This is a genomic window from Streptococcus sp. E24BD (assembly GCF_041807825.1).
GTDB lineage: Bacteria > Bacillota > Bacilli > Lactobacillales > Streptococcaceae > Streptococcus > Streptococcus entericus.
In genome coordinates this window covers 1-18,775 of record NZ_JBGTZB010000001.1, presented here as the reverse complement: position 1 = coordinate 18,775, position 18,775 = coordinate 1, and the positions used below count along the sequence as shown (strand labels likewise).

At 43.3% G+C, this 18,775-nt stretch carries 16 protein-coding genes; 4 read left to right on the top strand and 12 right to left on the bottom strand.

What is annotated here, in order from left to right:
- Positions 1–72 precede the first annotated feature (72 nt).
- The 4 genes from add to ACERC5_RS00065 form a co-directional block, all read right to left on the bottom strand.
- The gene (gene add, locus ACERC5_RS00080) at positions 73–1,098 is read right to left on the bottom strand and encodes an adenosine deaminase (RefSeq protein WP_373659847.1); all 1,026 of its coding nucleotides are present in this window, start codon (positions 1,096–1,098) and stop codon (positions 73–75) included.
- A 148-nt stretch (positions 1,099–1,246) separates the two neighbouring features.
- A complete protein-coding gene (ffh, locus tag ACERC5_RS00075) occupies positions 1,247–2,806 on the bottom strand; it encodes a signal recognition particle protein (protein WP_373658431.1) in 1,560 nt (519 codons plus the stop codon).
- A gap of 90 nt (positions 2,807–2,896) precedes the next feature.
- Positions 2,897–3,229, bottom strand: coding sequence for a putative DNA-binding protein (locus tag ACERC5_RS00070; RefSeq protein WP_373659845.1), 333 nt, complete (start codon positions 3,227–3,229; stop codon positions 2,897–2,899).
- A gap of 133 nt (positions 3,230–3,362) precedes the next feature.
- Positions 3,363–3,509: a hypothetical protein gene (locus tag ACERC5_RS00065; protein WP_373659843.1), complete on the bottom strand. Its 147-nt coding sequence runs from the start codon at positions 3,507–3,509 to the stop codon at positions 3,363–3,365.
- Between the two features lie 110 nt (positions 3,510–3,619).
- Between ACERC5_RS00065 and ACERC5_RS00060 the strand changes: the two genes are divergently transcribed.
- Positions 3,620–4,537: a neutral zinc metallopeptidase gene (locus ACERC5_RS00060; RefSeq protein ID WP_373659842.1), complete on the top strand. Its 918-nt coding sequence runs from the start codon at positions 3,620–3,622 to the stop codon at positions 4,535–4,537.
- Positions 4,538–4,575: 38 nt separating this feature from the next.
- On the opposite strand, the gene ACERC5_RS00055 is transcribed toward ACERC5_RS00060, so the two are convergent.
- From ACERC5_RS00055 to ACERC5_RS00035, 5 genes are all read right to left on the bottom strand, one after another.
- Positions 4,576–5,034 (bottom strand): Fur family transcriptional regulator, encoded by a 459-nt coding sequence (locus tag ACERC5_RS00055; RefSeq protein ID WP_373658427.1) that lies wholly within the window; start codon positions 5,032–5,034, stop codon positions 4,576–4,578.
- Positions 5,035–5,075: 41 nt separating this feature from the next.
- Entirely contained in the window at positions 5,076–6,068 is a 993-nt protein-coding gene (locus ACERC5_RS00050; protein WP_373659841.1) for an aromatic acid exporter family protein, read from the bottom strand.
- 79 nt (positions 6,069–6,147) lie between these two features.
- On the bottom strand, positions 6,148–7,653 hold the full coding sequence (pyk, locus tag ACERC5_RS00045; protein WP_373658425.1) for a pyruvate kinase: 1,506 nt from the start codon (positions 7,651–7,653) through the stop codon (positions 6,148–6,150).
- 33 nt (positions 7,654–7,686) lie between these two features.
- Positions 7,687–8,700, bottom strand: coding sequence for a 6-phosphofructokinase (gene pfkA / locus ACERC5_RS00040; protein ID WP_373658424.1), 1,014 nt, complete (start codon positions 8,698–8,700; stop codon positions 7,687–7,689).
- A gap of 113 nt (positions 8,701–8,813) precedes the next feature.
- Positions 8,814–11,921, bottom strand: coding sequence for a DNA polymerase III subunit alpha (locus ACERC5_RS00035; RefSeq protein WP_373659840.1), 3,108 nt, complete (start codon positions 11,919–11,921; stop codon positions 8,814–8,816).
- A gap of 531 nt (positions 11,922–12,452) precedes the next feature.
- Here ACERC5_RS00035 and ACERC5_RS00030 point away from each other — a divergent pair.
- The 3 genes from ACERC5_RS00030 to ACERC5_RS00020 all read left to right on the top strand — a co-directional run bounded on the left by ACERC5_RS00030 (position 12,453) and on the right by ACERC5_RS00020 (position 14,441).
- Entirely contained in the window at positions 12,453–12,824 is a 372-nt protein-coding gene (locus ACERC5_RS00030; RefSeq protein ID WP_018368935.1) for a GntR family transcriptional regulator, read from the top strand.
- A gap of 132 nt (positions 12,825–12,956) precedes the next feature.
- Entirely contained in the window at positions 12,957–13,655 is a 699-nt protein-coding gene (locus ACERC5_RS00025; protein WP_373659839.1) for an ABC transporter ATP-binding protein, read from the top strand.
- 9 nt (positions 13,656–13,664) lie between these two features.
- Positions 13,665–14,441, top strand: coding sequence for an ABC transporter permease (locus ACERC5_RS00020; RefSeq protein WP_373658420.1), 777 nt, complete (start codon positions 13,665–13,667; stop codon positions 14,439–14,441).
- Positions 14,442–14,503: 62 nt separating this feature from the next.
- On the opposite strand, the gene ACERC5_RS00015 is transcribed toward ACERC5_RS00020, so the two are convergent.
- The 3 genes from ACERC5_RS00015 to murF form a co-directional block, all read right to left on the bottom strand.
- The gene (locus ACERC5_RS00015; RefSeq protein ID WP_373658419.1) at positions 14,504–16,048 is read right to left on the bottom strand and encodes a peptide chain release factor 3; all 1,545 of its coding nucleotides are present in this window, start codon (positions 16,046–16,048) and stop codon (positions 14,504–14,506) included.
- 183 nt (positions 16,049–16,231) lie between these two features.
- Positions 16,232–16,900: a TIGR02206 family membrane protein gene (locus tag ACERC5_RS00010; protein ID WP_373658418.1), complete on the bottom strand. Its 669-nt coding sequence runs from the start codon at positions 16,898–16,900 to the stop codon at positions 16,232–16,234.
- Positions 16,893–18,260, bottom strand: a complete 1,368-nt coding sequence (gene murF, locus ACERC5_RS00005) for a UDP-N-acetylmuramoyl-tripeptide--D-alanyl-D-alanine ligase (RefSeq protein ID WP_373658417.1) — start codon at positions 18,258–18,260, stop codon at positions 16,893–16,895. Before murF ends, ACERC5_RS00010 begins: the two co-directional genes overlap by 8 nt.
- Positions 18,261–18,775 lie beyond the last annotated feature (515 nt).

Below are 18,775 nucleotides of genomic sequence, written 5' to 3'. Positions count from 1 at the left end.
AAGGTGAAAATTAGAGTAGGATGCGCTGACAATCTCAAGTATGAATTGTTTGCTCATCTCAACTCTGTCTAGTTAATTGCTGTCTGTGTTTAAAAATGGTGCGTAGCCCTGATGTAATTTTTCCAAAAGTTTCATTTTTTCCGCTGGAGTGGTAAAGCTGGCTTCTAAAGCATATTCATTAAACCTTAAAAAATCTGTTATAGATACCCCAAAATAATCAGCAAATAATTGGTATTCTTTTGTTAAATTGGTGTCAGAAACTGTTCGGTTATCGGTGTTTATCGTTATTCGTACGCCTTTATCGTAGAAAATATGGTAAGGATATTCACTTAATTCAGAAATTGCTTTTGTTTGAAGATTGCTTGTTAAGCATAATTCAGCAGTTGCTTCTTTCGCAACAAAATCGTCAAGAATCTCTGCTGATAAGGATAGGGCTGTCGCATGACCAAACCGCTTAATGCCTAGTTTCAGACCTTGTGCAATATTGTTAGCGCACCCGCATTCTCCAGCATGGAGGGTAAAAGGCAACCCTAGCGCCTGAGTATCTGTGATGATTTTTTCTAAAACACCAGTCGGAAAATCAGCCTCATTTCCTGCAAAGTCAAAACCAACTAGCCCTCGTGTCGCAAGACGACTAACTTCCTTAAACATGCGATAAGTTTCATCAAGATTTGACTGCCTCATCCCACAAGCCAAGGCTTTGACAACAATACCAAAATCATATTGAGCCTGTTCAAAGCCATCTAAAACCGCTTCGACGACTTCTATGGCAGTCAGCCCCTTAGCGGTGGATAGGGTTGGTGCGAAACGAATTTCAGCATAGATGGCACCTTCTTTAGCGGCTTGCTGAGCCACATCATAGGCAGCAAACCTCAGTGCTTTTTTAGTCTGTAACAAAGGAAGAATAGTATCAAAAGTACTTAGATAATCATTAAGGCTACTAATATCTGAAGGAGCTGTGACAAGTCTTTTTAACTCCTCATCGCTTTCTGGAAGACTGATATCGGCCCAACGGGCTAGTTGACGAATGGCTGAGAATGATAGGGAACCATCCAGATGGCAATGTAGCTCGGTTTTAGGTAGTTTTTTAATATCCATCTATAATACACCTTTTTTCATTCGGATTTTATCAATTATAACTGATAAAAAAATAAAAGTCAACTATTTTATTAATTAAAAAGTGCATGATTAAAAAACACCTTTTGTTTCTGTCAATCGCAGATCAAAAGGTGTGAGTTTGATTATCTTATTTACGCTTCTTCTTGGCCTTTTTCATTTTATTAACCTGACGTTTCATGGCGGACTTCATGGCAAATTCACCAATTTTCCCTTTGAGACCGCCGCCAAACATATCTGACATAGATGGCATAGCACCGCCCCCCATCATATCGCTGAGGGAAGACATATCCATACCACCAAAATCAGGCAGACCCCCCCCCATATTTTGGAGGTTTTTCGGCAGATTGTTGGGATTGATACCCATCTGCTTCATCATTTGAGTCATATCCCCATTCATCATCCCCTGCATCATGACCTTAGCTTGGTTAAAATCTTTGATAAACTTGTTGACCTCAACAAAGCTATTGCCTGAACCGCTAGCAATACGGCGACGACGGCTCGGTGTCAGTAAGTCTGGATTTTCCCGTTCTTCAGGGGTCATGGATGAGACAATGGCGCGTTTTCTAGCGATTTCGCGCTGGTCAACCTTGAGATTAGCAAGTGCCGGGTTACCAGCCATACCTGGTAGCATTTTAAGTAGGTCTTCCATTGGGCCCATGCTTTGTACCTGATTCAGCTGATCGATGAAATCATTAAAATCAAAGGTATTTTCCCGCATTTTTTCAGCCAATTCTAACGATTTTTTCTCATCATATTCGGCTGAAGCCTTCTCTATCAAGGTTAAGAGGTCACCCATCCCTAAGATACGACTGGACATGCGGTCTGGGTGGAAGGTTTCTATGTCAGTAATTTTTTCACCGATACCAGTGAACTTAATCGGCTTACCAGTAATGTGGCGGATAGACAAGGCGGCACCACCGCGAGTATCACCATCAATTTTGGTTAAAATGACCCCTGTGATGTCTAACTGGTCGTTAAATTCACGAGCAACATTGGCGGCTTCTTGACCAATCATGCTGTCGACAACCAGCAAAATCTCATTTGGCTGAGCTAGTGCCTTGACATCACGTAGCTCCTCCATAAGCTTCTCATCAATCTGCAACCGACCTGCCGTATCGATGAGGACGTAGTCATTGCGATTTATCTGTGCCTGCTTGAGACCTTCTGCTACGATTTGAACCGCAGGGACCTCTGTCCCCATATCAAAAACAGGGACATTGATTTGCTGACCTAAGGTTTTAAGTTGGTCAATGGCAGCTGGACGATAAATATCCGCTGCAATCATCAGTGGGCGAGCATTTTCTTCTTTGATGAGCTTGTTTGCGAGCTTGCCTGCAAATGTTGTTTTACCAGCCCCCTGCAAACCAACCATCATGATAATCGTTGGGATTTTTGGCGATTTGTTAAGACCAGCTGTTTCAGAACCTAAAATGGTTGTCAGCTCTTCGTTGACAATTTTGACAATTTGCTGACTGGGATTGAGCGTGTCGATGACTTCGTGACCAATGGCTCGCTCACGAACTTTTTTGATAAAGTCCTTAACGACAGGAAGAGCAACGTCAGCTTCTAAGAGAGCCAGACGAATTTCCTTGGTGACTTCTTGAACATCTTTTTCATTCAGCTTTTTCTTACCACGCAGGTTTTTGAAAACGCCCTGCAAGCGTTCTGTTAAACTTTCAAATGCCATAAAATATTACATAAAATAAATTATGTAAACCTCCTTTTGTCTATGTTTTGATGTAAATTTGATTTTTACATAAATAAAGTTACGTAAAAATCATTCACGGTTATCGATACTGCTGAGGATGGCTAGTCGCTCTTGTAGGAACCCCTCCTCTGGATAGCGCTCTGCTATTTCTTCAAAAATCTGGGAACGAACGATGTAATCAGAGTACATATGGAGCTTCATCTCATAATCTTCTAAGATTTTCTCTGTCCGCTTGATATTGTCATAAACAGCCTGCCGACTAACTTGAAACTCCTCTGCAATCTCTGCTAAACTATAATCATCGGCATAGTAAAGCTCGATATAGTTCATCTGCTTATCTGTTAAGAGCGCTGCATAGAACTCAAACAAGGCGTTCATTCGGTTGGTTTTTTCAATTTCCATAGGTTTATTATAGCAGATTTTCCCTTGTTTTAATAGCATTTTCTATTAGGAAATACTATGTTTTTGCGTAATTATAATTATGTAAAAAGAGTTGGAAAGTATACCAACTCTAACCTTATCATGTAAACCGTAGTTAATTCTCATTTTTTTCTGCTTGTTTAGCTTCTTCTGCCTCTTTTTTGATTTTTTCAGTCATGAGTTTGGTGACTTTGCTGATTGAAACGATTTTGACAATAGAAAAAGCTACTAAAACAATAATAATAATTAGCTCAATGGACATGTTGCCTACCTTTCTAATTGCCATTATAACCTTTTCATAAACTAAAGGCAAGTCTAATGACATTTTTAAGAAAATAACGTATAATAAGGCTATCACTAAAGGAGAATCGTATGAAAACTGATCATTTACGAAAAAGTAACAACGTCGAAGACCGACGTGGGCAATCGGGTTCATTGCCAGGCGGGAACTATGGAAGACAAGGTGGCATGTCTGGTGGTAACATTTTACTACCACTATTATTTTCACGCATGGGCTGGAAGGGTAAATTACTTCTTCTCTTGCTTTTACTGGTCTTTGCTGGGGGAGGAATGGGGAATCTTCTGGGCGGAGATACTGGCTACTCTTCCTACCAATCAACTCAAGTTGGGACGCCAGCCAGTGATGTGACTGATGACGAAGCTGAATTTGTTAGTAAGGTTCTGGCATCGACAGAGGACTTTTGGACAGAAGAATTCCGTCGCCATGGTCAGACCTATAATGCGCCGAAGTTGGTCTTCTATACCGGACAAACACATACAGCTTGTGGAGTCGGACAGGCATCTTCTGGACCTTTTTACTGTTCAGCTGATCGAACTGTCTATTTAGATATTTCTTTCTATCGTGAATTAACGACCAAATACCGTGCCAAGGGTGATTTTGCGATGGCCTATGTCATTGCACATGAAGTCGGTCATCATGTGCAGAATGAGTCAGGAATCATGAACCAATACGCACGTTCACGTCAAGGGATGTCTGAAAAACAAGCTAATGAGCTAACTGTTCGTTTAGAACTGCAGGCTGATTATTATGCAGGCGCTTGGGCAAAATATGTTGATGGTCTAGGTTATCTTGATGTCGGCGATATTGAAGAAGCGATGGCTGCTGCTCATGCAGTTGGAGATGATACCTTGCAAAAAGAAGCTTACGGGCGAGTGGTGCCTGATAGTTTCACACATGGGACATCTGAGCAGCGTAAACGCTGGTTTGACCGTGGCTACCAGTATGGTGATATTGAACATGGTGACACCTTTAACGCTGTAACATTATAATCGAAAAAATCCATTCTGAATAAGTTCAGAATGGATTTTTAATTGTTCTGACAGCTAGGACAAATCCCGTAGAGGAGAAACTGTTCCTTGCTGATTTTATAGCCAGTCGCCGATTGGGCAGTCTGTTTGAAAATCGAAACATCTGCATCCATGATATCCGCAATTTTGCCGCAAGACTCACACACAACATGCAAGTGCTCGTGACCTAAAAAGTCAAAATAAGTCGTGTTATCGTTAGAAAGTTTGAGTTCAGAGACAAATCCCGCTTCCACTAATACCCTCAAGTTATTATAAACGGTAGCCAGGCTCATTCCAGGAATCATAGGGAGTAGGTCTTGATAAATTTGCTCAGCACTAGGGTGATGCGTTGTGGTAATCATATAACGGGTGACAGCTTTTCGCGTTTCTGTAATCCGTATCTGCTTGCTCTTAAGGTGTTCAATAACATGATCATAGGCATTTTCCTGATCCGGTTTTAACAATGGTTGCTCTAGCATCAGCTCCTCCTTTTCAACTACTTCTTCTATTATAACAGATTTTATAGTTCAGGTGCCGAATTTGGCTCATTTTTGAGCAAGATTCCTTCATAATGCTGATAAAAATCCAACTTCACTTGAATAAAGTGTTGCATATCATTGAGTAACTGAAAGAGCAAGGCTCGATTTTCAAATGCTAATCGTGTCTGAGGCAGTTCTCGTTTGCGGAAAGAGGTCAAGAAAGCATCAATATCCTTGAGCAGTTTATAACCCGAATTTTTTTCACTAATTTGTTGGGCTGTTTCTGAAAATAGCTGAGCTAAAATAATGCTCTCTGGAGATGATTCCTTGAGTCCGTTGATGAGCTTTGCCATTCGTTTTAGAATAGTTGCTTGCATCCGTCTCATTTCAAAATAATGGACATCATAATTGGTTTGATGGAAGATTTGGTTATGACGTTCTTGATAAACTAGATCCAGGGCAGTTTCTAAAAGCTGTTCAAGCTCGATGACAAGCAAGCCTTCGTTAATACCGTTGCCTGACAGGAGAAAAGACTCGAATCGTCGCATAATCACTCGCAACTGCTCCTCAACCTGCTGACGGTATTGGGCGATAGCTGTTGCTTTTGAGGGCATGTAGAGATTAACTACTAAAGCAAGCCCAGTCCCGATGCCAAACAAAGCCAATTCATTTAACAAAAGCTGGAACATTACTTGCCCTTCTTGAAAAAGATGAAGAACAAGGACAGTACTTGGCGCAATCCCTTTGTCAAGTTTCCAATAAAATGCCGAGGGCAAATAGAGCACCAGAAAAGAAGTTAAGCTAAGTTGTGAGAAACCTAGTATCGAAAAAACAAAACTAGCTAGAAACAGACCCAACAAATTCGCCAGCAATCGCTCCTTTGCGACAAGTAAAGAGGTACGTCTCGTATCTAACACACTAAGTAAAGCGATAACACCAGCTGAATTAGCGTACAGCAAACCAAATTGATGAGCTAAATAGATCGCAAAACTAGTAGCAAGGACAAGCTTTATTGATTTTTGAACAATTGACATATCAGACCTACTTAATCAAATCAGAAGTGCAAAAAGCCAGTAGATAAGTAAGTATCTAACTGGCTACTAGCGGTTTAGATTATTGTACTGTACGTACACGCATTGTGTTGGTTGAACCAGCCACACCTACAGGAACTCCAGCAACGATAATGATGTTGTCACCTGCTTCGACAAGACCTTGTTCGATTGCAACTTTTTCAGCCAATTCGAACATGTCATCAGTTGATTTTGGCTTGTCTGTAACAACTGGGATAACACCCCAGTTGAGCATGAGGCTCTTTTGAACAAGTTCAGTAAATGTCACTGCGAGAATATCAGCATTTGGGCGGAATTGGGAAATAGCACGTGCAGTATGACCAGTTTCTGTCACAGTTACAACAAGTTTGATGTCCATTGAGTTAGTTGCATCTTTTACTGCTGAGGCGATGACATCTGTCTTAGAATCACGGTGGTAAGCGTCAGATGACAAGTGACCGTATTCATTAAGAAGGTGTTGGGCATTCTTATTGATAGTTGCCATAGTACGAACAGCTTCAACAGGGTATTTACCATTTGCTGACTCACCAGAAAGCATGGTTGCATCGGTACCATCAATGACGGCGTTGAACACATCAGAAACTTCTGAACGAGTCGCACGTGGCTTCTCAGTCATGGTTTCAAGCATGTTTGTTGCAGTGATTACTGGTTTACCAGCAGCGTTACATGCTGAAATGATTTGTTTTTGGTAAACAGGAACCATCTCAAATGGTACTTCGATACCCATATCACCACGAGCTACCATGATACCGTCTGAGGCTTCAAGAATCTCTTCAAGGTTCTCGATACCTTGTTGGTTTTCGATTTTAGAAATTAGTTGCACATGCTCATTGCCAGTCTCGCGAAGGATATTACGAACTTCTTCAACATCTTTAGCCGTACGAACAAATGAGATAGCAATGTAGTTGAGACCTTGCTCAAGACCGAAACGAATATCCGCGTTGTCACGTTCAGCAAGAGCAGGGAAAGGAATTTTGGTGTAAGGGATGTTAACACCTTTTTGTTTTTCGATCTTGCCATCGTTTTCGACACCAACGATAAATTCACGGGTATCCTCATCTTTTGCGATGACAGTCAAACCAAGTTTACCATCGTCAACTAAAATTTGGTTTCCTACAGCAACATCATCAAAAATATCAAGAGCACCTGCAACGTTGAGGGCGATGACATCACGTGTTGATTTGATACCTTGTTTAGTAGCGACACGCAACTGATCACCAGTTTTGTAATCATATCCCTTAGCATCGTCAGCAAAAAGTTCTGTACGGATTTCAGGACCTTTAGTATCAAGCAGGAAACCTACTTTTCTTCCCGCAATTTCTTCTGCACGACGCACAGTTGCCATACGAGCGCCTTGCTCAGCGTGGTCACCATGAGAGAAGTTGAAACGGAAGACGTTAGCACCTTCTTTAATTAACTGAGCGATAATTTGAGCTGATGCTTCAACATCAAGCTCACCAGCCCAATAACCTTCTTCACCGAAGCGTTTACCGCCACGGATTTCAACTGCAGGACCAAGGGTTGAGACAATTTTTACACGTTTATTCATTTGTTAGGATACTCCTTTTTGTTTTACGATAGATTAATGTGCTAAGTCACGGTTAAGGGCCGCAAAGTCAAGACGTGCCTTGTGTGGGTTATTAACAATAATATTGCCGTCTTCAGTCAAGCTAAACAGGGCACCTTCTTCTGCTGTACCAAGGATTGGGCTTTCAACCAATTCTTCGTTGTGAATACCAACAGCAAGACCTCCACGACCAGCTTTAAGCAACTCAACAGCATGAGCTCCCATCCATGAAGCAAGAACACGGTCACGTGGCGTTGGGTTCCCTCCGCGCAGGATATGACCAAGGTCTGTCACCCTGAGGTCACTTGTGTCACCGGCTGCTTTTAATTGCTCTGCGAAATCTTCTGCTCGCATCACCCCTTCAGCTAAGACGATAATGTGGTGATTTTTTCCTTTTTTCTCATACCCATCACGAATATTAGCAACAACATCATTGATGTCGTGCTCTTCTTCTGGGATAATGATTTGGTCAGCACCTGAGGCGATACCAGACCAGAGAGCAATATCACCGGCGTTGCGTCCCATAACTTCAACCACAAAGGTACGTTTATGGCTAAATGAGGTGTCGCGAATTTTATCCAAGGCTTCTGTCGCAGTATTAACAGCTGTATCAAAACCGATAGTAAAATCTGTACCGACAATGTCATTGTCAATTGTGCCAGGAACACCGATAGCTGGGAAGCCATGTTCTGTTAAACGCATAGCACCATGATAAGAACCGTCACCACCGATAACAACAAGACCTTCGATACCGTGTTTTTTCAGTTGCTCGATTCCTTTGAGTTGGCCCTCTAATTCCCTAAACTCAGGGTAGCGTGCAGACTGGAGGAAGGTACCTCCACGTGTTAAGCGATCAGACACCCCGCGAGCGTTTAGCGGGAAAATGTCTCCCTCAACCATGCCTTTGTAACCACGGTTAATACCATAGACCTCCATACCTTCGACAATCGCCTTACGAACGACGGCACGGACAGCAGCGTTCATACCAGGGGCGTCACCACCACTAGTTAAAACAGCAATACGTTTCATTTGTAACTCCTTTTCTAGGAAAATAACCAACTGTCAACCAGTTGACTCAAAATCAATTTGACTTATCTATTATAGCATAGTTAGAAAAAAATGTAATGAATAGTATCAAAATTTTATCGAAAAATCGTTTTCATTACAAGAGGTTTTAGTTCCTCAATCAGTGCAAGCGTTTTTTGCACTCGTGGCTGTTTTATCTGAAGTGTTTTCTTAGTGTCCTCATAGTGTAGAACGACAGGATAGTTACCAGGATGTTCTGTTAAAACAGCTAAAATTTCCTTGTCTTGGTCATGGTTAGACAGTTGAATCCAGCACTTTTCCGTGACAGGCTGATGCAGCTGGGAGAGAATCATCTGCAAGTTACCATTTCGCTCCTGCAAACGCCCCGTCATCAGGTAGATTTGCCCTTCCACTAACTGCTGATGGTACAACTGATAAGTTTCTGGGAAAAGGGTCACATCCAATTGTTGCTTGGTATCTGTTACGGTGGCAAAAGCCATTTGTTGCCCGTTCGTTTTTGTCCTAATGACGCGAAGTCTCATCAGTTGAACGAGAATGGTGGCTTGACTATTAACAACTAGCTCAGATAAAGGGATGAAATTACCCTGTTCTTGTTTGCTAATGGTTACAAGAGGGTGTGGACTAATGCCAACACCTAACAAGTCAATTTCTAGCTGATACTTCTCTGATGGGCTGTAATCCTCAGCAGTCAGCCAACTGTAGGAGCTACCCGAAAACAGACTACCTAGCTCGGTGACAAAGGTGAAGAGATGGCTTAGGTTGGAGATGATTTTACGACGATTGCGATCAAATTGGTCAAACAGTCCGACCTGCACCATGGGCTCTAGTAGCTCAGTTTTGTGGTACTTGACAGGTAGACGGGTGATGAAATCTTCTATGCTTTCGAAGGGTTGACTCGCTCTGCTTTCAAGAATCGAGTAAGCAAGCTCTCTTGGCACTGCCCGTAGGTGACGTAACCCAAGTGTAATCGTCTGCTCTGCTATTTTGTCATAGTAAGGAACCGTGTTTATCGAGAGTCGTCCCAGCTGAAAGCCTGCGGCTAGTGCATCGTCAATGTAATCGGTGTTCGAGTAATTGAGCATGACATCGTAAAAAACGGCTGGGTAGTGGGCCTTAAAATAGCAGAGCTGAAAAGCTAATGCTGAATAAGCAAAAGCGTGGCTTCGGTTAAAACCGTATCCTGCAAATTTTGCCATCATTTGATAGAGGCGTTTTGCTGTCTCTAGGTTGCGACCAAGTGTAGCCGCGCCTTGAAGGAATTCTGTTTCCATCTTGTTCATTTCAGCCTTATCTTTTTTCGACATAGCACGCCTTAGCAAATCGGCTTTTCCAAGGCTAAAGCCAGCATAGGCCTGGGCAATCTGCATCACCTGCTCCTGGTAAAGCATGATACCATAGGTTGGTGCTAGAATCGGTGCGACCACATCATCGATTAAATCAACGGCTTCTCTTCCTTCTCGTCGCTTGATAAAATTATCGATGTAATCACTAGCCCCTGGACGATTGAGGCTGGTCGTTGCGACAACATCTTCAAATCGTCTTGGCCTAATTCGTTTCAACAGGTTAATAGCCCCAGCTTGTTCAAATTGAAAAATGCCCTTGGTCCGACCTTGGGCAAACAGTGCCAAGGTTGCTGAGTCTTCTAGGTCAATAGCTGCAATGTCAATCGTAACACCTGTCTCTTCCTTGACTTTTTCTGCCATTTTTTGAACAAAGGTCAAATTTCTTAAGCCTAAAAAATCCATTTTCAAGAGGCCATTTGCTTCGATGGCAGGAGCATCATACTGCGTGATGAACATCTCCTCTCCATTTTTAAGGGGAATATGGTCTGTAAGCTCATCGTCACTCATCACGATACCAGCCGCATGGATAGAGGTCTGACGTGGCTGTCCTTCAATACGCTTGGCGATAGCGAAAGCCTTTTGGTATTCGGGCTTACTGTTGATGAGCTGTCGAAAGCTGATATTGTTCTCGTAAGCGCTGGCTAATGTGTCTCTGAAACCGATTTTCTTCGTTATGTTGGTTAATTCGTATTCAGACGTTCCGAAGCGTTTGAAAACATCACGAATAGCTTGCTTAGCACCAAATGTTGAAAAAGTGATAATTTGAGCGGTGTGCTGACTGCCATAACGATCACGGACATAGCGTAGAAACTCACTACGATAAAGGTCAGGCAGGTCAATATCAATATCTGGCATGCTGTAACGTTCGCGATTGAGGAAACGTTCAAACAGTAAATGATTAGCCACGGGATCAATACCAGTAACATCTAGGGCGTAAGCGACAAGACTGCCAGCTGCAGAACCTCTTCCCATACCCATATAATAGCCTTGATGACGTCCGAAACGGAGCAAGTCCCAAACAATAAGAAAGTAATCATCAAAGCCCATGTCGTGGATAACGGCCAACTCTTCATCTAATCGATTGCAGTAAAGGGGCTGCCAGAGATTTTTTGAACGCAGTCCTTGTTCTGAACGGTCACGTAATTCTTCATGGGCAGGGCGGTTTCGGTTAAACCGCGGTAGTTTTAGAGCTGTATCAAACTGATAATCGATACCTGTCACCAAATGTTCGAGGTTTTCCAAAGCTTCTGGAAACCTTTGTCTGAACTGCTCGGTCATCTGTTCAGCAGGATAAAGCAACTGATGAGAGGTTGGCTGCGGAATATCTCGCAAAGGTAGATTATCACGGATAGCATGCAAAACGCGTAATTCCTGCGTCTCTTCCTCGCGAAAGTAACGAACAGTTTGTAGAGCGAGCAGTGGACGGTTAAACACTTTTTGCGGACTATCTAAAAAAACACCGATAAAGGCATGATGGGGCAAGTCCAGCTCTTCAATGCCCTCTTGGTAGGGGACAACAACAGCAACATCATCAGTTTCTGGCAGGTCAGGGACAACATCATCAGTGAGCCGTTGACTGGAGTATTTGAGCAAGGTTTTGTAGCCTGCTGTGTTCCTAGCAATGAGATAAATTGGCAATTCCAGCCCAGCAATCGCTTGATGGATTTCAATCCCTAGAATGGGTTGCAAGCCAGCAGCTTTAGTCTGACGAATAAAATGATAAGCAGCGTAGAGGTTCTCCTTATCCATGATACCAATGCTCTGATAGCCCAAAGCTTTAGCTGTACTGATGTAGGTTGGCAAATCGATCAAACTATCTAAAAATGAGTAGACTGTCTTTGTGTCTAAGGGTACAAACATTCTGACCTCCTCAAAACTTGTGGCAGTAGTTTTTCTGGGAACAACTACTACTTGATGCTTATGTCTATTATACTATTTTATAAAAGAGTTTTCACTTGACAAATCTAAGTTTTTTTCGTATGATTAGAATAGTACAAACTGATGCTTGAGAAATCAAGAGTGTGACAAGCGTTACAGCCTTCCATGTTATTGTTATTAAATCAACGAGACACAATGGTTAGGGGTAATTTTTATCAGCTTTGTTGGATGTTGAGTTTTCCCTCCACCGTTCTAGTAGGTACTTTAGTGTTGAAAAACACTGCTGGGTCCCTCAATCCCTACGGACTTTAAAGGTCAATCATCTTGATTGACGGAACAACTCGTCAAATGCGCTAGTCTCAGCAACCTAAAAACAAAGGTTGGACTAGGCAAAGCAGCACGACAACATCAACTGCTGATAAATGACTGATTGAGTTTCACTTTCATCTCATTTATTAGATAGGAGATAAACTAACAGACCCTTTGGGTCGTTGAAGCGAAAGGAAAAAGATTATGGTCTGGACATTTGACGAAAGATCGCCCATTTATTCACAAATTGTGCAAGAAATCAAGCTACAAATTGTTAGCTACCAAATAAAGAGTGGCGAGCAGTTGCCAACGGTGCGTGATTTTGCAGAAAAAGCTGGTGTAAATCCTAATACGATGCAGCGTGCTTTTACAGAATTAGAACGTGAGGGCTTGGTTTATGCCAAGCGGACATCTGGACGTTTTGTAACTGATGATCAGGAACTCATCGACCAAAAACGTCACGAACTCGCTGCAAATGAAATTGCAACCTTTATCAAAAAAATGCTGACCCTTGGTTTTAGCGAGAAGGACATCACTTCTGAGATTAAAGCCTATCTCAAGGAAACTAAAGGCTAAGAAATTTTCCAAAAAGAGTGGAGACTCACTACTTATCTTAGCGATAATGTTAGGAATAAGTAATAGCATACCCTTTACCTCAATGCCTCTACTCGTTTACCTCTATACGATAAGAAGATAAGGAGACTGACAATGACGCACTTATTGCACCTATATCACCTCAGTAAATCATATGGCAATCACCAAGCCATCAATGACTTGAACTTGACAATTGATGCTGGAAAAATTATCGGTCTATTGGGACCAAATGGAAGTGGGAAAACAACCCTCATCAAACTCATCAACGGTCTGTTGCAACCAAGTTCTGGTGAGTTGCTTGTAGATGGTCAACGCCCTTCGCCAGCAACCAAAGCTATCGTATCCTATCTACCAGATACCACTTACTTACGAGACGACATGAAGGTATCAGACCTCTTAACCATGTTCAACGATTTTTATAGTGATTTTGACCATGGCAGAGCGATAATCTTGTTGGCTGACCTTGACATTGACCCAACTAGTCTCATGAAAAACCTGTCCAAAGGAAACAAGGAAAAAGTTCAACTGATTCTTGTGATGAGTCGTCGTGCTAAACTTTATGTGCTTGATGAACCAATTGGTGGGGTTGACCCTGCTGCACGAGATTATATCTTACGCACCATCATCAATAATTATAGCCCTGATAGTTCTGTCATCATCTCTACTCATCTCATCAGTGATGTCGAGCCGATTTTAGATGAGGCCATTTTCATCAAAAAAGGGGAACTTGTCTTACAAGGCAACACCGATGACCTGCGAACTGAGCATGGGAAATCAATTGATGCTCTCTTTCGTGAGACATTCAGAGTTTAGGAGGATACTATGTTTGGAAAACTCATCAAATATGAAATTAAAGCTGCAGGGAAATGGTATCTGTTGCTCTATCTGGCAACCTTAATCATCTCACCAATTTTTGGATTTGTTACCAGGGCTTGGCTCGACAATACCTTAGAATACTCAGAAAGTATCTTTTCCTTACAGGATCATCTCTACTTTCTTGCTTTACTAACGATTATTGCTCTAACCATCGGTTTAGGACTTGCAACCCTGTTTTTAGTCATCAACCGCTTCTATAAAAACATTTATGGGCGCGAGGGCTACCTAACGTTAACCTTGCCGGTGTCAAATCATCAGATTATCCTATCTAAATTAACGGCGGCGTTTTTCTGGATGACTGCCTCATCAGCAACAGTAGTCTTGGCTTTCTTCTTTTTCATTGCGCCATTAATTGATTTACCAAATCTCTTGGTGCTATTGCCAAACCTCTTGCCCCAACTTTCTCAGTATATTTCAATTCCTCTACTTCTGCTGGTGGTCATCGTCAGCCAGTTAGCAAGTATTTTACTGATTTATTTGGCGATTTCCATCGGTCAACTCTTTCAGAATCGGCGTGAACTGATGAGTGTTGTCGCTTATTTTGCCCTTTATATTCTGATTAGTTTCTTATCAAGTTTTATCTTGCCAGACTCAAGCAGTGATACAGGATTATTATTCGATAATGGCTACCTTATTTTTGTACTCTTGACATCAGCTGTTCAGGGTGTAGGATGCTACTTGGCGACAAATTATATCATGACACATCGATTAAACTTGCAATAAAATCTAAAAAAAGCTTAGCATTAAGGTCTCATTAACCCTAATGCTAAGCTTTTTAATAACATCTACATCTTCTCTTCCAATTCCACTTTGGGATACTTGTCCGCAAACCAACGCAGGGCAAAGTCGTTTTCAAAGAGGAAGACGGGCTGACCAAAGCGGTCTTTTGCTAGGATATTGCGGCTAGAAGACATACGCTCGTCTAGGTCTTCTGGCTTGATCCAGCGAACGGTTTTCTTGCCCATGGGTGTCATGACAACCTCGGCATTGTACTCACCTTCCATGCGGTGCTTAAAGACTTCAAACTGGAGCTGACCGACCGCTCCCAGCATGTATTCGCCTGTCTGGTAGTTTTTGTAGAGCTGAATCGCCCCCTCCTGCGCCAGCTGCTCAATGCCTTTGTGGAAGGATTTTTGCTTCATGACATTCTTAGCGGAGACCTTCATGAAAATCTCTGGAGTAAAGGTCGGCAGAGGTTCAAATTCAAACTTGTTCTTTCCAAAGGTCAAGGTATCGCCGACTTGGTAAGTTCCTGTATCGTAGACACCGATAATGTCGCCAGCCACCGCATTTTCGACATTCTCACGGCTTTCCGCCATAAACTGGGTCACATTGGACAACTTGGCTCCCTTGCCAGTGCGAGGGAGATTGACCGCCATCCCACGGGTAAACTCGCCTGACACCACACGAACAAAGGCAATCCGGTCACGGTGACGAGGATCCATATTGGCTTGAATTTTGAAGACAAAGCCTGAAAAATTCTTATCCAGTGGGTCAATGACCTCACCTGTCGTGGTCTTGTGACCGTGCGGCTCTGGTGCAAACTCTAAGAAAGTATCAAGGAAGGTCTGCACGCCAAAGTTGGTCAAGGCTGATCCAAAGAAAACAGGGGTCAAATCTCCAGACAAAATCGCCTCACGGGAGAACTCATTTCCAGCTTCAGCCAAGAGCTCAATGTCTTCCAAAACCTGCTCATAAAAGGGGTTATTGGCAAAGAGAGCTCCGCCATTTTCCAAAGGCGCAAACCGCTCCTCACTACGGTACAGCTCCAGACGTTGGTTATGCAGGTCATAGAGCCCCTCAAAGCTCTTGCCCATCCCAATCGGCCAGTTCATCGGATAGCTAGCGATGCCTAGCACCTCCTCCAGCTCTTGGAGCAAATCTAAGGGCTCACGACCATCGCGGTCCAGCTTATTGATAAAGGTAAAGACAGGGATATTGCGGTGCTTGACGACCTCAAAAAGCTTTTTGGTCTGCGCCTCAATCCCCTTGGCCGAATCAACGACCATGACCGCCGCATCCACCGCCATCAGGGTCCGATAGGTGTCCTCAGAGAAGTCCTCGTGCCCCGGGGTGTCCAGGATATTGACCCGCTTGCCCGCATAGTCAAACTGCATGACAGACGAGGTCACCGAAATCCCCCGCTGCTTCTCAATGTCCATCCAGTCGGACTTGGCAAAGTTACCAGTCCTCTTGCCCTTGACCGTCCCAGCCTCGCGAATCTCACCCCCAAAGTAGAGGAGCTGCTCAGTGATGGTGGTCTTTCCTGCGTCTGGGTGACTGATGATGGCAAAGGTACGGCGTTTTTGAATCTGATCTTGTAAACTCATGGTATTTCTTTCTTCTTTTTTGATAAATAGCAGAGCTGGTCTGCTGGTTTTCAATACGGATATGATGATTGTCTATTGCTACATTGGATAGTCCTCTTATAATCTTAACCCTCCTATTATACCAAAAAAGAAGGGCTTTTTCAAACCTTATAAAAATTCCTCCTGAAAAACAGAAGGAATTAGTTAACTAAGCTCTAGCAATCGCTTCTGCCCTTTCTGCACCAAGGCTACCAAGGCAAGGTTGGCAAGCGTAACAAGAACAAGATTGAGCCAGATATTATGGCTGTTGACCAGAGGTGTTACCGCTAAGAATCCGTAATTTCCGCCTGTCAGCTGGTTGACCAACAAGAGGAACAAGTTAATCACCAAGCTATACGTCAAACTCCTCAGCACAGTGAGGTTTTCCTCTTTCTGTTTACCAAGTAGATACAGCCAGCCATTGACAAAGAGGGTGTAGTGCCCCAGCACAAAGGAAGCAGTCGTCACATGCCAGATAGGAAAGGGATCAAAAACAGGATAAACAAAGGCAACAATGGCACCACCAATCCCTAAATAAGCGAGATAATCTTTGATGAGCGATGCTTTTGGCAAGAAGAGTACCGCAAACATGGCAATCCGGCAATGGTAAAGTGGCAAACTCTCCTCCAGCGGAAAACCGTCTGATAGGTACCAGCTATACAGAAATACCAATTGTACCAGCTGCAACCCTTGGAAAATCCGTTGATAGGCTACTTTGTCTCTATAGCGAATGGTCAGCAAAAGCAAAATCGGTAACATTCCTAACAAGCTAGCACGCACCAACAAAGATAGCTCAGGAGCTTGACTAGCTTGGGTCGTGAAAAAATCAGGCATTCTCAACCTCCAGTGCCTCTACCACATGGCTCAAGTTCATGGAATTGGACCCCTTAAAGAGGACTTGGTCGGCTGGCTCAAGGACTGCTCTGAGCGCCTGCGTCAATTCCTCTAGCTGATCTAGATTTTTTGTCTTGATAAAATGGCTGACGCGACCAGCTGGAAAGACTGATACAGCCTGATCATAGAGCGCTCGGATGTCCTCCCCATAGAGGAAGACCCTGTCTAGCACCTTGGGGTCTAGGCTGTCCATCATCTGAGCATGAAGGTCAAAACTAGCTGCTCCTAACTCCTTCATATCTGCCAAGACCACGATTTTTTGCCCGCCAGGATTTTTAGGAATGGCTGAAAAGGTCTCTAAAATCAAGCGCATCGCCGTCGGATTGGCATTGTAGACATCGCTAAGCAGGTCAGCACCGTTGGCTGCCTTTTTCCACTCGGTACGGTTGCGGGTCAAGACGAGATCAGCTAGACTGGTCACAATCGCCTCTTCTGTCACCCCTAGTTCCTTGCCGACATAGGCTGCCAGCATGGCGTTGGTGGCATTGTACTTGCCTGTCACAGGCAGATGAAGCCCTTTCGCCATAAAATTGACCGAAAAGTCCACACTCTCTTTGTGCTCGACAAGTTCTGTCAGCTGGATGTCCTGACCAGCCCTGATGATAGTCTGATGGTGAGGTAAAAATGGCAGAATAATCTCATCGTCTGGAACAATCAGCAAGCCCCCGTCTGGCATGTGGTCAGTGATTTGCATCTTGCCCTCAGCGATTTTTTCCCGACTACCAAAGAACTCCAAATGCGCCTCTCCAATCATGGTCACCACAGATAGACGAGGGCGTGCAATCTTAGACAGTAGCGCAATATCACCCAGACGATCCTGCCCCATCTCCAGCACCAGCTTTTCTGTATCATCTGGCATCTGAAAAACAGTGTAGGGCAGCCCAATCTCGTTGTTGTAGTTGCCTTTGGTCTTGTAGGTCTTGTAGGTAGTTGCTAGGACTTGGGCAATCATGTCCTTGGTCGTGGTCTTGCCATTTGAGCCTGTGACAGCGATGACCTCCACCTGCATTTTGTCAATGTAGTAGCTAGCCAGCTCTTGCAAGGCTACCAAGCAATCATCGACCAACAAGTGAGGGCGCTCTCCCAAGTCACGCTCCGAAAAGGTCGCTACTGCACCGTTCTCAAAAGCTGTCTCGATAAAGTCATGACCATCCCTAGCACCCTTGAGCGGGACAAAAAGATGGCCTGATGCAATCTTTCGGCTATCAAACTCTAGTCCTGTCAGTGGCAGGTCATCAAAGGCAGCCACATCATTTTTAGCACCCACCACTTGGGCGATTTCGTGTAAGGTTAATTTCATTGATTCTCCAAATTCTCATCAAGATCGGTAAAGCTATCCAGGTAACCAGCCAGCTCCTCTGGTTTTGGTAGCTGAAATCGTAAGTTGTCATGAGCATAGCTAGGGTCATAACTAATGATTTCTTGTCGCTCACGGATCGGTCGATAAGTGTTTTTCTGGTATAAATACTCGGTTAAAAGTTTGGTCTTCTGAAAAAAACAAACCAGAGGTCTTATGGGTGTACACAATGGTATAAGCCTGCCCTTGATAGACAACATCAGCGTAGCCATAGGACCATTACCCAATAGTCAAGAGGATAACAGCAAGAGCTGTCCCAAAATACAGAACAGCAGGTAGCATCAAGAAACAGAGAATACTTAGCAGGTACCTCAATACCGTCGACTGATTTTTCTGAATCGGTTACACTAAACTAGACAGAATTTATAAAGTGTTCTACACTAAAGAAAACAGGAGAACTCTATGTCTAGAAAAATCCGTCGTCAATTTAGTGATGACTTTAAGCAACAAATTGTTGA